The following is a 13,122-nucleotide window of genomic DNA, read 5'->3' on the forward strand; positions in this document are numbered from 1 at the left end:
CTCAGGCCGCCGTCTCGCCGTCGGCCGTCTCGCCGTCGGTCTCGGCGGCGTCCGTCAGCAGCCCGGTCCGCAGCTTCGCCATGATCCGGCCCAGCAGCCGGGAGACCTGCATCTGGGACACGCCGAGCCGCTCCCCGATCTCCGCCTGGGTCAGCTCCTCCCCGAAGCGCATCGAGAGGATCAGCCGGTCGCGTTCGCCGAGGCCGGCGAGCAGCGGCTTGAGGGACTCCAGGTACTCGATCCGGTCGTACGCGGCCTCCTCGACCCCCAGCGTGTCCGGGGCCGGGGTCACCTCCGGCTCCTCCCCTGCGGGCCGGTCGACCGACCCCGCGGTGTATCCGTTGGCGGCCCGGCGCCCCTCGGCCAGCGCCTCGTCGTCGATCCCCAGGCGCTCCGCGAGCTCGTGCTCGGTGGGCCGTCTGCCCAGCCGCTGCTCCAGGGCGTCGTTGGTCTTGGCGATGTCGAGCCGCAGCTCCTGCAGTCGCCTCGGCACCTTCACGGCCCACGAGGTGTCCCGGAAGAACCGCTTGATCTCACCGGTGATGGTCGGCAGGGCGAAGGTCGCGAATTCGACCCCGCGCTCGACGTCGTACCGGTTGATGGCTTTGATCAGGCCGATCGTGCCCACCTGGATGATGTCCTCCAGCGGCTCGCTGCGGTTGTGGAACCGGCGTGCCGCGTACTTCACCAGGCTGAGATTGAGCTCGACGAGCGTGTTGCGCACGTACGAGTACTCCGCAGTGCCCTCGGTGAGCGCGTTCAGCCGCCGGAACAACGAGACCGACAGCGTCCGGGCGTAGGACGTGCTCACTCCCAGCGGATCCTCGGGGATGCCGAGGGTGTCCGCCAGCTGCGCGGTGTGGACGGGCTCCGCGGTGTCGCGGGAAACGGGTGACATGAGAATCCTCCGACGGATGGGTCCGGCGCCTGGCCGGCGTATCGGGACCGTCGTGGCCTTCGAGGGGGATATACCCGCCGCGGGGCGGATTGACCCTTCCGGTTTCTCGTGTCGGCGGCGCTCCCGGCGGCCATCACCGCCAGGAGCCGCACGCCCCCGGTCCTCGCGGACCGCTTCAGCAGATCCGCGGGAGCTGCTCCCCGACGGGCAGGTCGACCACGCGCGTGCCCCCCAGCCGGGTGCGCGCCACGACCATGCCCGGGTGCGCCTCCACCGCCTCGCCGATCACGGTCGCCCCGCGGCCCAGCGGGTGCGCCCGCATCGCGTCGAGCACCGCCTCGGCGTGCTCGCGCGGCACGAAGGCGACGAGCTTGCCCTCGTTGGCCACGTAGAGCGGGTCCAGGCCGAGGATGGAGCAGGCGTTCGCGACGGCCGGGGGCACCGGGATCCGGGCCTCGTGGACCACGACGCCGGTGCCGGAGGCGGCCGCGATCTCGTTCAGCGAGGCGGCCAGACCGCCGCGGGTGGGATCGCGCAGGACGTGGAGGTCCGGGGTGACCGCGAGCATGCTGCGCACGAGGCCGCCCAGCGGCGCGCAGTCGCTCTGGACGTCCACCCCGAATTCCAGGCCTTCCCGGACGCTCATGATGGCCACGCCGTGCAGTCCGATGTCACCGCTGACGATCACCACGTCGCCGGGGACGACCCGCTGCGGGCGCAGGTCGACGCCGGGGGGGATGATCCCGATGCCCGCGGTGTTGACGTAGACGCCGTCCCCGTGGCCGCTCTCGACGACCTTGGTGTCCCCGGTGACGACCTCCACGCCCGCGGTGCGGGCGGCGTCGCCCATCGCCCGGGCCACCCGCGACACGACGGACATCTCGACCCCCTCCTCCAGGATGAACCCGCAGGAGAGGTAGGCGGGCTCCGCCCCGGACATGGCCAGGTCGTTCACCGTGCCGTTGACGGCGAGGTCGCCGATGCAGCCGCCGGGGAAGAACAGCGGGCGCACGACGTACGAGTCCGTGGAGAACGCCAGCCGGACCCCGCCCACGGAGAGCGCGGCCGAGTCCCCGAGCTGCGCCAGCGCGGCGCCACCGAACGCCGGGAGGAAGAGGTGCTCGACGAGCTCGGCGGAGAGGGCGCCCCCGCCGCCGTGGCCCATCACCACCCGGGGGTGGTCGCGCAGCGGAGCCGGGCAGGTCCAGCCGGTGATGTCCAGCGGTGCGGTCTCAGGCAACGGGGCTCGCCTCCAGCGGGGTGGTCGGGGTGGCCGGCGCGTTCTGGAGGTCGAGGCGCCGGTAGAGGTAGTACGCCGCGCACGCGCCCTCACTGGAGACCATCGTGGCGCCGAGCGGGGTGCGCGGAGTGCACAGGGTGCCGAAGGCCTCGCACTCGTGCGGCTTGATGAGCCCCTGGAGCACCTCGCCGCTGCGGCACTCGGCCGGCTCCCGCGTGTCGATCCCGGTCACGGAGAAGCGGTGCTCGGCGTCGAACTCCCGGTACCGCTCGGACAGCCGCCAGCCGCTGTCCGGGATCACCCCGATACCGCGCCAGGCCCGGTCGGTGACCTCGAAGACGTCCGCCAGCATGGCGAGGGCCGCCGAGTTGCCCTCGGGGCGCACCGCCCGCGCGTACGCGTTGTCCACCGTGTGCTCGCCGCGTTCCAGCTGCCGCACGGTCCGCCGTACCCCTTCGAGGATGTCCAGCGGCTCGAAGCCCGTCACGACGATCGGCACCCGGTACCGCTCCGCGAGCTCCGGGTACTCGCCCATGCCCATGACGCTGCACACGTGCCCGGCGGCGAGGAAGCCCTGCACCCGGCAGCTGGGTGAGCGCATGATGGCCTCGATCGCCGGGGGCACGCGCACGTGCGACACCAGCAGGCTGAAGTTGGCGATGCCCAGCCGCTTCGCCTGATGGACCGTCATGGCGTTCGGCGGGGCGGTGGTCTCGAAGCCGATCCCGAAGAACACCACCTCCCGGTCCGGGTTCTGCCGGGCGATCGTCAGGGCGTCGAGCGGAGAATAGACCACCCGCACGTCACCGCCCTCGCTGCGCACCCGGAACAGGTCACGGCCGGTCCCCGGCACCCGGAGCATGTCCCCGAAGGAGCAGAAGATCACGCCCGGCCGGGAGGCGATCTCCAGCGCCTTGTCGATCACCTCCAGCGGTGTGACGCACACCGGACAGCCCGGACCGTGGATCAACTCCACTTGGTCGGGGAGGAGTTGGTCAATGCCGTGCCGGATGATGGTGTGGGTCTGACCGCCGCACACCTCCATGAGGGCCCAGGGCCTGGTCACGGTGGCATGGATCTCGTCCAGCAGCCGGCGCGCGAGGTCCGGGTCCTGGAATTCGTCGATGTACTTCATGGCTGCACTCCCTCGCCGGCCTCTGCGGCCAGCTCCCACGGGTCGCCGAACTCCTCCTGCAGCATGCCGAGTTCGGCGAAGAGCTCAAGGGTCTGCCGGGCTGATTCCTCGTCCAGTCGCTGGAGGGCGAACCCGACGTGGACGATGGCGTACTCGCCGACCTGGAGGTCCGGCAGGTACTCCAGGCACACCTCCTTCTGCACGCCACCGAAGTCGACCGTGGCCATGCGGGTGCCGTCCCTCTCCCCGATGTCAAGCACTCTGCCGGGTACTGCCAGGCACATGGGTCTCTCCTCGCTGTGGGGGTGGGGGGTCGGTGACGTCGCGGGCAGCCGCCACTACGAGCTGGCCGAGCGCCAGCCCGCCGTCGTTCGGCGGGACGCGATGGTGGCGCAGGACGGTGAAGCCGCACTCGCGCAGCGTGCGGGCGCAGGCCGAGGACAGCAGGGTGTTGGCGAAGACCCCGCCGGTCAGGACCACCGTGTCGAGCCCGTCCTGCCGGCGCGCGAGCGCGCACAGCCTGCCGACGAGGGCGGTGACACAGGCGTGGAAGCGGGCCGCGATGAGCGACGGCTCCACCCCCGCCCGCAGATCGGCCACCACCGCCGCCAGCAGGGGCGCCGGATCCGCGGTGACCGGACCGCCGCAGGGACCGGGCGCCGGGGCGCTCAGACGGAAGGCATAAGGGCCGGGGTCGAGGCCGGGGCCGGGGCCGGGCTCGCCGCGGGCCGCCGCCCTCAGTGCGGCGCTCTCCAGCTCCATCGCCGCCTGGGCCTCGTAGCCGGCGTGGTGGCAGATGCCCGCCAGCGAGGAGACGGCGTCGAAGAGCCGTCCCATGCTGGAGGTGGGGACGCAGTTCAGGCCGCGCTCCAACTGCCGCGACAGGACGCGCAGTTCGTCCTCCGGACAGCCGGCCGTGCACGGCAGGTCCGGATCCCAGGCGATGCCCGCCGCCCGCAGGTGGGCGAGCGCCATGCGGTACGGCCGTCGCACGGCCGCGTCCCCGCCCGGCAGCGGCACGTACGCGAGATGGGCGAAGCGGGTGTATCCGGCGTAGTCGGCGAGGAGTACCTCGCCGCCCCACACCGCGCCGTCGTCGCCGTAGCCGGTGCCGTCGAAGGCGACGCCGATCACCCGCCGGCCGGGCTCCAGGCCGTGCTCGGCCATGGCGGACGCGATGTGCGCGTGATGGTGCTGTACGCGCACCAGCGGCCGGCCCCGCGCATGGCGCGACGCCCACTGGCCGGAGCGGTATCCGGGATGCCGGTCGGTGGCGAGCCGCTCGGGAGACACGCCCGTGATGGACTCCAACTGCCGCCCGGCACGCTCGAACGCGTCCTGCGTGGCGAGGTCGTCCATGTCACCGATGTGCGCCGACAGCCAGGCCCTGCGGCCCTCACCGAGACACAGCGCGTTCTTCAGATCGCCCCCGGTGGCCAGCGTCGCGCGGACCGGCAGCGGCAGCGCGACCGGCAGTGGGGCGTAACCGCGCGAGCGCCGGACCAGCAGCGCCTCGCCGTCGCAGACCCGCACCACCGAGTCGTCGCACGGCACGTGGATGGGACGGTCGTGCGTCAGCCAGCCGTCGGCGAGGCCGGCGAGCCGCTCCAGGGCCTCGGCCTCGTCCGTCACGATGGGTTCGCCGGCGAGGTTCCCACTGGTCATGACGAGCAGCCGGGGCCCCGGGGAATCGCCGGGAAGCCCGAGCAGCAGGTGGTGGACCGGGGTGTACGGGAGCATCACACCGAGATCGGGGCTGCGCGGGGCGACCTCCCGCGCCGGGCCGGGGACACCGGCGCGCCTGCGGAGCAGCACGATGGGCCGGACGTTCCCGGTGAGCAGGTCCCGCTCCTCGGGGCCGATGTGGGCCAGGCGCCGGGCCTCGGCGAGATCGCGCGCCATCACGGCGAAGGGCTTGTCACCGCGGGCCTTGCGCCGGCGCAGTTCGGCGACGGCCCCCGGGTGGGAGGCGTCGCAGGCCAGGTGGTAGCCGCCGAGCCCCTTGACCGCCAGGATCGCCCCCTCGGCCAGCATCCGGCGGGCCCCGGCGACCGGGTCGCCGTCGGTGAGCTCGTACGGATCCCCGTGGGGGGCCCCGTCCGGCCCGCGCGCGGCGGTCAGCAGGCGCAGCCGGGGGCCGCAGGCCGGGCAGGCCACCGGCTGGGCGTGGAAGCGGCGGTCGGCCGGATCGGCGTACTCGCGGGCGCAGGCGGGGCACATCGGGAAACCGGCCATGGTCGTGTGGGCGCGGTCGTAGGGCAGCCCGGTGACGATGGTGAAGCGGGGCCCGCAGTGCGTGCAGGTGATGAAGGGGTGCCGGTGGCGCCGGTCACCCGGATCGGCGAGCTCGGCGAGGCACGCGGCGCAGGTGGCCGTGTCCGGGGAGACCAGGGTCCGGGCGGGCCCGCCGCCGCGGGAGGCGACGATCGAGAACCCGCCGCGGCCGAGCACCGGGACCTCGCAGTGGTCCACGGCGTCCACCACCGCCAGCGGCGGCGCGTCCGCCGCGAGCCGGTCGCAGAACGCCGATACGGCGGCGGGCGCGCCCTCGACCTCGGTCACCACGCCCTCCGGGGTGTTGGTGACGTGTCCGGCCAGGCCGAGGCCGGTGGCGCGCGCGTACACGTACGGCCGGAAGCCGACGCCCTGGACCACGCCCCGGACCGTGACCCGGCGGCGCTGCACGGACTCCATCAGCGGGTCTGTGCCACGGCGGGGTCGGGCTGCCCGTGGTCGTGCGCATGCCCGTTGTCGTGGTCGTGCGCATGCCCGTGGCCGTGGTCGTGCGCGTGGCCCGGCCCGTGCGTGTGGCCCGGCCCGGGTGCGTCAGCGCGTGCGCGGGCCATCACCGGGGCGTGAGCCGGCGCGCCGGCCGCGACCGCCCGTGCCCGCTCCAGAAGGACGCCCAGGCCCTGGTCCGCGCGGGCCGAGGTGAGCACCACCTCCACCCCCGGATTGACCCGCTGGACGTTCGCGCGGAACGCCGCCTCGTCGAAGGCGACGGCCTGTGCGATGTCGGTCTTGGTGACCACGACCAGCTGGGCCAGCCCGAAGGCGGTCGGGTACTTCAGCGGCTTGTCCTCGCCCTCGGTCACCGAGGCGAGGACCACGCGCAGCGACTCCCCCAGGTCGTACGAGGCCGGGCAGACCAGATTGCCGACGTTCTCCACGAAGAGCAGCCGGGTCTCCTCGGGCAGCCACCCCTCCAGGTGCCGCGCCAGCATTGCGGCCTCCAGGTGGCAGAGCCCGTCGGTGAGCACCTGCTTGACGGGCGCGCCCGAACGGGACAGCCGGACCGCGTCGTTCTCGGTGGCGAGATCGGCCGTCAGGGCGGCCACGGCCACCCCCCGCTCCCGGGCGAGCAGCAGCTCCCGCTCCAGCAGGGCCGTCTTGCCGCTCCCCGGGCTGGAGAGCAGGTTGACGACCGTCGTGCCGCGGGCGGTGAGCTCGGTGCGCAGCGCCTGTGCGGCGCCGTCGTTCTTGGCGAGTACCGCCTGTTGCAGGTCGACCACTCGGCACATGGTTCAGGCCTCCTCGGAGATCGGTGCGCGGCAGGGGACAACGGCCGGGGCGTCCTCCCAGGTCACGGTGAGGATGCGCAGTTCGCGGCCGCAGAGCAGCTCCACCTCGGTGGCCCCGCCGCAGCCGGGGCAGCACAGCTCGGGTGGCATGCCCACGGCCCATTCGCCCGTGCAGGCGGCGCAGTGCGCACGGGCCCGCACGGACCGGGTGACGAGCTCGGCCCCTTCCAGGACCGTTCCGGCGCAGGCCAGCTCGAAGCAGAAGGCGAGCGCGTCGGGGACCACTCCGGCCAGCTCGCCGACTTCGAGCTCCACTCGGCTCACGGCGACCGCACCCTCCGGCGCCGCTTCTTCCACCTGGCCCACGACGGCCATGGCGATCGACATCTCGTGCATCGGACTCCGTCCTGCCGGGGCTCATTACACCGGCAGGACGGAGGCCTCGCGGCCGGGCACGCCGATGCCCGCACGCACGTACGCCATTCGGGCGTGCGGACGTGCGGGCGTGCGGGCGCTCGGGGTTCACATCCTGCGGATGCGCAGATAGCGCCTGATGTCGGGGTAGACCTGCGTGAGTACGGCGACCAGGGCCAGGGCGGCAGTGGCTCCGCCGACGACGGCTTTCTTCATGGGGTCCTCCTCAGTTCACGGTGGTTGGGGCGATGGGCGTCGGCCCCGGGCGCTTCCTCCTCCTGGACCAGGTCCAGGAGCATGCGTACGGCCCGCGGCACCGCGGCGGCCACCGGAGCGCTCAGCCCGATGCCCTCCTCGACGCAGGCCGGTTCGCACCCGAGGACCAGCGTGCGCCGGGGCGGCGTCGAGCCGGTTCCGGCGCACAGGGTGTCCAGCAGGGCGAGGACGGTGTCGGGCGACATGTCGTGACCGTCGAGGGCCGCCCCGCCCGCCCCGCCCCGCACGACCGGCGCGTCCCGCTCGTCGGCGTCGATGAGGTACAGGGTGCCGGGGGCCCCGCCGCGCGCGGTGGCGTCGACCAGGACGAGCGTGTCGTAGCCGTCGAGCACCTGGTAGGCGAGGTGGACCCCGCGCACCCCGAAGTCCACCGCCTCCACGCCCTCCGGCAACGGGTGGCCCGACAGGGCCCGCAGGGTCTCGACGCCGAAGCCGTCGTCGCCGAGGAAGACGTTGCCGATGCCCGCGATCAGGGTCCGGCCGCTCATGCCGGCTCCACGGGAGTGACCTCGTCCGGCTGGAAGTAGAGGAACCTGCCCTGCTCCCGGCGGATGTCCGCGCCCGGGTCGCCGTCCACCGTGACCGCGAGGTGCACGCCCCCGTCGACGTCGTGCAGCACGGCCTCGACCCGGGCGGTGCTGCCCTGGAGGAACAGGTCCTGCGCATCGGTCCGCCGCAGCCCCGGGCGCAGGACCACGCGGCTGCCGACGCCCACCCGGATCCCCTCGACGGTGACGTGGTCGGGGGCCGGGTCCACGGGGTCCCTCCCGGCCGGGTCCCACCAGGGGGTCTCCGGACGGAACAGCGCCTGCGGGTCCTCGGCCGGGGGCTCGCCGGTGATGTCCCGCAGGCCCCGGACGGCCCCGTGGAGCCGTTCCAGCACCTCGGGCGGCATCGAGTCGGCCAGGTCGATCACGGCGGCCGCCCGGGGATCGGTGCCGCGTGCCTCGCGCTTCTCCTCGTCGGTGAGGGCGGCGGTGCGCAGGGCCAGGATCTCGTCGATCTCGGTGGCGTCGTACATGGCCCCGGCGCTCTCGGGCGCGATCGCCGGGTGGTCCTCCAGGATGATGGGGGAGGACAGGACCACGTCCGCCCGCCCGGGCCCGCCCGCCAACACCGGCCAGGTGTGCCGGTTCTCGCAGGCCTGGACGGCCCCCTTGGCCCACTCGGGCGGGTCGGTCATCGACAGGAACGACCCGGAGCTCAGCCCCAGCAGCAGGTGCGCGGCGACCAGCGAGCGGGGCAGGGCCTCCTCGCGGGTCGCGGCTCCCTCGTCCGGGGCCCACGGGCTGGTGTTCTCCACCACCGCGGTGAGCTTCAGCACCCGGTAGGGGCCGTCGAGTTCGGTGGCGGAGAGCCGCAGCAGCCCGCAGACCCGCTCGGTACGCCGCACCAGGCGCCCGACCGTACGGCCTGTCTCGTCGAGCACCGCCTCGATCTCCACGCGGGCGGGCCGGGAGAAGGGGAAGTCCGCGCCCGCGCCCACCAGTTCGGCCGTCGTGACGGACACCGTGACGCGTTCCTCGGTCCCCTCGTCCCACGGGACCAGTACCCGGTCGGGCAGGTGCAGTTCGGTGACCTCCTCGAACGCACCGTCGCCGCAAGCCTGTTGGACCGTACGGCGCTGGGCGTGCAGGAAGCGCAGCTCCAGGTCGAGGGTCGCGGCGCCCCGGGGCTCCAGCAGGACCTCGGTCCGCTGGAAGGTGTGCTCCCCCTGTGCGGGGGCCCAGGCGGGCGGCGCGAGCACGCCGAACTGCCAGCGCATCCGGTTCTTCGCCGCGGAGGCCCGGTACGGGTAGAGGACGTACCCCTCGAAGAGGACGGCGTCGGCGACCTGCCGGGCCGACGCGAAGCGGGCGTCCACGGCCCCGGAGGCGGTGGTCGTCGCGGTCGTGGTCGTCGTGGTGCTCGTGGTCACGGCGCGGTCCTCTCGGTCACGCGGGGCGGGGCCGCCCCCAGGCGGGCCGCGGGAGGCGGCGGCCCGGGCGCGGTGGCGGAGTCCAGCAGGGCGCGTACGGTCGCCTCCCACGAGGGGAGGGCGTGGCGCGAGCGGAAGGCGAGCAGGTCGGCCATCGTGTCGGAGGGCAGGCGCAGCCAGCCGCAGCCGGGGAAGTGCTGCTCGACCATCTCCCGCCACACGGCCACCGGCATCCGGTACGCGGCCTCGCGGTCCCAGGGCACCGGTTCGACGTGGAAACCGCCCTCCCCGGTGAACGCGGTTCCGGAGAACAGCATCAGCAGCGGCACCTCACCGCCCTGGAGCGCGGCGAAGTACCGCGTCGCCGCGATGTCCATGTCGTAGGTGCAGGGCACCACCAGGTCGGTCTCGGTCTCCCCGGTGAAGCTCGGGATCATGGCCGGGACCTGGGCGAACTGCACCGGCTGGAGCGTGGACCCCCAGCGGGAGGGAGCGCTGAACAGGTCGGCCAGTCCGTCCGCCTCCGCCGGGCCGTACCGCCGCCGCGCGGGTTCGATGCGGATCTGGCAGCGCAGGGCGAGGGCGTGCACCCGTACCCCGGGCGAGGCGGTCACGCGCAGCCGGAAGACCAGGGTCGGACCGGCGGCGTACGGATCGGCCCGCACCCCGGTGCAGGCGAAGGTGAACTCCGTCATGGCCGGCCCGCTTCCACGGTGTCGGGCGTCAGGGCCCGGGCCCGGCGCTCGACCCGCTCGAAGAAGACGCGCAGCGCCTCCCGGGCCTCCGCGCCCCCGTCGAACCCCTGCCACAACAGTCGCATCCGCCCCACCAGTTCGTAGCAGATGTCGATGGGCACCAGATGGCAGGTGGTGCGGCCCGCCGCGCGGTGCAGCAGCAGCGCCTCCACGTCGGGTTCCAGCAGGGCGGCCAGCCGTCCCGCGCCGAGCACGCCCTGCCAGGTCTGCGGGTCGAGCTCGCTCTCGGTGGCCCCGGCGGGGCTCGGGTAGAGCGCGACCAGGCGGTCCAGCGCGGCGTTGCGGAACAAGAACGCCACCCCGACCGGGATCTGGAGCGCCTCCCAGGCGCCGTCGTCCAGCGGATGGCCCGGGTCGGTCAGATACCGGTCCGGTACGGCCCTGAACCGGCCGGCGGCCGCCCCCGGCCGGTCGAAGAGCAGGGCGCAGGCGGTGCAGGCGCAGACCAGGGCCCGCCGCTGCGTCTCCACCAGGTGCCGGTGGCCGTCCTCGGGCACCACCACCCCGCACAGTTCGCAGGTCTCGGGGCGGGGCGGGCGCGGGCCGGCGAACCGCCGCAGGCCGCGCGCGCCGGGAGCGGACCCGTTCACCGGACCCGCGCCGGGGCCTGCGGGCGGGTGCCGATCTGCAGCAGGGCCGGGGCCGGGGCCGCGCTCTCCACCTCCACCGAGGTCACCTCGGGTGCGAAGGAGGCCAGTGCGTCCGCCACGTTCTGCGGTACCCCGGGGGAACCGGCCTGTGAACCGCAGCCGCAGCCGCCGGAGGCCGCCACCCGCAGCCGCAGCACGCCCGAGGCCGCGTCGAAGCCGAGCAGTTCCACCGGTTCCCCTACGCCGTCCAGGGCGCGCCCGATCCGGACGCCGACGTCCTCGGGGTGCAGGTCGTGCAGGGCCAGCAGGCTCGCCACGAGCTCGTCGTCCAGGAGGGGAGCGAGGCCGCTCTCGCCGAGCAGCCCGGTGATCCGGGCGAGCCCGGCCCCGTAGAACTCCATGAGCACCCGCACCAGTTCCTCCGCGGCGGCGCAGGCCTCCCGGTCGCCCGTGGCGGCGAGCCGGTCGAGCACCTCGTCCACCCGCTGCCCCGCCTGCCGTGCGTCCACCGCGGCGCCCGCGTGCGCGGCGCTCATCCGCCCAGCCCGCTCAGGCCGGTGGGCACGTGCATGGTCTTGACCGTCTTGCCGCCGCCGACGTACATGTGCACCCCGCACGGCAGACACGGGTCGAAACTGCGCACCGCCCGCATGATGTCGATGCCCTTGAAGTTCTCCGGGGGGTTCTCCTCGAAGATCGGGGTGTTCTGCACGGCGTCCTCGTACGGTCCGGGCGTCCCGAAGGTGTCGCGGGTGCTGGCGTTCCAGGGGGTCGGCGGGTACGGGTGGTAGTTCGCGATCTTGCCGTCGCGGATCACCATGTGGTGGGACAGGACGCCGCGTACGGCCTCGGTGAAGCCGACGCCGATCGACTCGTCCGGCACCTCGAACTTCTCCCAGGTCTGGGTGCGTCCGGCGCGGACCTCCGCCAGGCCCTTCTCGGCGCAGTGCAGCGCGATCGCCGCGGCGTACGCCTGGAAGTAGGTGCGGGCGCGGTTGCGTTCCAGGGCGTTGCTCCACTTCGGGATCTGCCACTCGAAGCGCGTCTCGGGCTTGGTCATCGTCTTGGGCAGGTTGATGACGACGCTGTGCCCGGTGGCCTTGACGTAGCCGACGTCGACGAGCCCGGAGAGCGCCGTGGACCACAGGCGCGCGATGGGTCCGCCGCCGGTGTCGAGCGCGAGGTGGTCCTTGCCGTCGAACCAGCGCGGTGACATCACCCAGCTGTACTTGCCGTCGAAGTCCCGCTTCTGCGGGGCAGGGATGGTGTGCTGGTTCCACGGGTGGCGCGGGTCGACGGGGTTGCCGAGCGGGTCGTGGGTGACGAACTGCTCCTGGCCGGCCCAGTCGTCGTAGTACGAGCTGCCCAGCAGGATGCGGATGCCCAGGTTGATCTCGGTGAGGTCGTTGGTGACCAGCTTGCCGTCCACGATCACGCCCGGGGTGACGAACATCTTCCGTCCCCAGTCGGTCATGTTGGCGTACGTGAAGTCGCAGTACTCGGGGTCGTTGAGCGCGCCCCAGCAGCCCAGCAGGACGCGGCGGCGGCCCACTTCCTCGTAGCCGGGCAGGGCCTCGTAGAAGAAGTCGAAGAGGTCGTCGTGCAGCGGCACCACCTTCTTCATGAACTCCACGTACCGCATCAGGCGGCTCATGTAGTCGGTGAAGAGCTGGACCGAGGCGATGGTGCCGACGCCGCCCGGGTAGAGCGTGGAGGGGTGCACGTGGCGGCCCTCCATCAGGCAGAACATCTCCCGCGTGTAGCGGCTGACTTGGAGGGCCTCGCGGTAGAACTCGCCCTCGATGGGGTTGAGCGAGCGCATGATGTCCGCGATGGTGCGGTAGCCGTGGTCGCCGGCGTGCGGGGCCTCGGTCCGCTCGGCCAGCTCCAGGACGCCGGGGTTGGTCTCGCGGACCATCTTCTCGCAGTAGTCGACCCCGACCAGGTTCTCCTGGAAGATGTTGTGGTCGAACATGTACTCCGCCGACTCGCCGAGGTTGATGATCCACTCGGCGAGGTGGGGCGGCTTCACCCCGTAGGCCATGTTCTGCGCGTAGACGGAACACGTCGCGTGGTTGTCACCGCAGATCCCGCAGATGCGGCTGGTGATGAAGTGCGCGTCGCGGGGGTCCTTGCCGCGCATGAAGACGCTGTAGCCGCGGAAGACGGACGAGGTGCTGTAGCACTCGGCGACCCGCTTCTGCTTGAAGTCGATCTTCGTGTGGATGCCGAGACTGCCGACGATCCGGGTGATCGGATCCCACGCCATCTCCACCAGGCCGCTGCCGTCGCCGCCTGTCTTCGTCTTCGGTGCCATCGTGTCTGCCGTGACCCTTCTTCGTGTGCGGGATTCGCCAGCGGGTGTTCTTCAGCTG

General features: G+C 73.1%; 14 protein-coding genes. All 14 read right to left on the bottom strand.

Translation table 11 applies throughout. The annotated features are described in order from the left end of the window. Position 1: 1 nt before the first annotated feature. Complete coding sequence (locus AC07DU_RS13850; RefSeq protein ID WP_479037394.1) at positions 2-898, bottom strand: SigB/SigF/SigG family RNA polymerase sigma factor; 897 nt, start codon at positions 896-898, stop codon at positions 2-4. Between the two features lie 175 nt (positions 899-1,073). Further along, on the bottom strand, positions 1,074-2,138 hold the full coding sequence (gene hypE, locus AC07DU_RS13855; RefSeq protein ID WP_479037391.1) for a hydrogenase expression/formation protein HypE: 1,065 nt from the start codon (positions 2,136-2,138) through the stop codon (positions 1,074-1,076). Beyond that, a complete protein-coding gene (hypD, locus tag AC07DU_RS13860) occupies positions 2,131-3,273 on the bottom strand; it encodes a hydrogenase formation protein HypD (RefSeq protein ID WP_479111447.1) in 1,143 nt (380 codons plus the stop codon). Before hypD ends, hypE begins: the two co-directional genes overlap by 8 nt. Then, positions 3,270-3,557, bottom strand: a complete 288-nt coding sequence (locus AC07DU_RS13865) for a HypC/HybG/HupF family hydrogenase formation chaperone (RefSeq protein WP_360903163.1) — start codon at positions 3,555-3,557, stop codon at positions 3,270-3,272. Before AC07DU_RS13865 ends, hypD begins: the two co-directional genes overlap by 4 nt. Next, a complete protein-coding gene (hypF, locus tag AC07DU_RS13870) occupies positions 3,526-5,967 on the bottom strand; it encodes a carbamoyltransferase HypF (RefSeq protein ID WP_479111449.1) in 2,442 nt (813 codons plus the stop codon). Before hypF ends, AC07DU_RS13865 begins: the two co-directional genes overlap by 32 nt. Continuing rightward, positions 5,967-6,794 carry a hydrogenase nickel incorporation protein HypB gene (hypB, locus tag AC07DU_RS13875; protein ID WP_479111451.1) on the bottom strand — a complete coding sequence of 276 codons (828 nt, stop codon included), beginning with the start codon at positions 6,792-6,794 and terminating at the stop codon, positions 5,967-5,969. Before hypB ends, hypF begins: the two co-directional genes overlap by 1 nt. Before the next feature lie 3 nt (positions 6,795-6,797). Continuing rightward, positions 6,798-7,190 (bottom strand): hydrogenase maturation nickel metallochaperone HypA/HybF, encoded by a 393-nt coding sequence (locus AC07DU_RS13880; protein ID WP_360903172.1) that lies wholly within the window; start codon positions 7,188-7,190, stop codon positions 6,798-6,800. 126 nt (positions 7,191-7,316) lie between these two features. After that, on the bottom strand, positions 7,317-7,424 hold the full coding sequence (locus tag AC07DU_RS13885; RefSeq protein WP_453370977.1) for a DUF6893 family small protein: 108 nt from the start codon (positions 7,422-7,424) through the stop codon (positions 7,317-7,319). After that, complete coding sequence (locus tag AC07DU_RS13890; RefSeq protein WP_479111453.1) at positions 7,421-7,972, bottom strand: hydrogenase maturation protease; 552 nt, start codon at positions 7,970-7,972, stop codon at positions 7,421-7,423. Before AC07DU_RS13890 ends, AC07DU_RS13885 begins: the two co-directional genes overlap by 4 nt. Continuing rightward, complete coding sequence (locus AC07DU_RS13895) at positions 7,969-9,402, bottom strand: hypothetical protein (protein ID WP_479111455.1); 1,434 nt, start codon at positions 9,400-9,402, stop codon at positions 7,969-7,971. Before AC07DU_RS13895 ends, AC07DU_RS13890 begins: the two co-directional genes overlap by 4 nt. Then, on the bottom strand, positions 9,399-10,097 hold the full coding sequence (locus AC07DU_RS13900; RefSeq protein ID WP_479111457.1) for a DUF6084 family protein: 699 nt from the start codon (positions 10,095-10,097) through the stop codon (positions 9,399-9,401). The genes AC07DU_RS13895 and AC07DU_RS13900 overlap by 4 nt, the downstream gene beginning before the upstream one ends. After that, positions 10,094-10,747 (bottom strand): DUF5947 family protein, encoded by a 654-nt coding sequence (locus AC07DU_RS13905; protein ID WP_360903180.1) that lies wholly within the window; start codon positions 10,745-10,747, stop codon positions 10,094-10,096. Before AC07DU_RS13905 ends, AC07DU_RS13900 begins: the two co-directional genes overlap by 4 nt. Beyond that, positions 10,744-11,283 (bottom strand): hypothetical protein, encoded by a 540-nt coding sequence (locus AC07DU_RS13910; protein WP_479111459.1) that lies wholly within the window; start codon positions 11,281-11,283, stop codon positions 10,744-10,746. Before AC07DU_RS13910 ends, AC07DU_RS13905 begins: the two co-directional genes overlap by 4 nt. Beyond that, positions 11,280-13,064, bottom strand: coding sequence for a nickel-dependent hydrogenase large subunit (locus tag AC07DU_RS13915; RefSeq protein ID WP_360903186.1), 1,785 nt, complete (start codon positions 13,062-13,064; stop codon positions 11,280-11,282). Before AC07DU_RS13915 ends, AC07DU_RS13910 begins: the two co-directional genes overlap by 4 nt. Positions 13,065-13,122 lie beyond the last annotated feature (58 nt).

The sequence above is a fragment of the Streptomyces sp. NPDC045695 genome (assembly GCF_056432025.1).

Coding starts and splice junctions, on each gene's coding strand:
- AC07DU_RS13880 (WP_360903172.1), bottom strand. CDS start 7,190: ATGCACGAGATGTCGATCGCCATGGCCGTCGTGGGCCAGGTGGAAGAA.
- hypB (WP_479111451.1), bottom strand. CDS start 6,794: ATGTGCCGAGTGGTCGACCTGCAACAGGCGGTACTCGCCAAGAACGAC.
- AC07DU_RS13915 (WP_360903186.1), bottom strand. CDS start 13,064: ATGGCACCGAAGACGAAGACAGGCGGCGACGGCAGCGGCCTGGTGGAG.
- AC07DU_RS13865 (WP_360903163.1), bottom strand. CDS start 3,557: ATGTGCCTGGCAGTACCCGGCAGAGTGCTTGACATCGGGGAGAGGGAC.
- AC07DU_RS13910 (WP_479111459.1), bottom strand. CDS start 11,283: ATGAGCGCCGCGCACGCGGGCGCCGCGGTGGACGCACGGCAGGCGGGG.
- AC07DU_RS13890 (WP_479111453.1), bottom strand. CDS start 7,972: ATGAGCGGCCGGACCCTGATCGCGGGCATCGGCAACGTCTTCCTCGGC.
- AC07DU_RS13900 (WP_479111457.1), bottom strand. CDS start 10,097: ATGACGGAGTTCACCTTCGCCTGCACCGGGGTGCGGGCCGATCCGTAC.
- hypD (WP_479111447.1), bottom strand. CDS start 3,273: ATGAAGTACATCGACGAATTCCAGGACCCGGACCTCGCGCGCCGGCTG.
- hypF (WP_479111449.1), bottom strand. CDS start 5,967: ATGGAGTCCGTGCAGCGCCGCCGGGTCACGGTCCGGGGCGTGGTCCAG.
- AC07DU_RS13885 (WP_453370977.1), bottom strand. CDS start 7,424: ATGAAGAAAGCCGTCGTCGGCGGAGCCACTGCCGCCCTGGCCCTGGTC.
- AC07DU_RS13850 (WP_479037394.1), bottom strand. CDS start 898: ATGTCACCCGTTTCCCGCGACACCGCGGAGCCCGTCCACACCGCGCAG.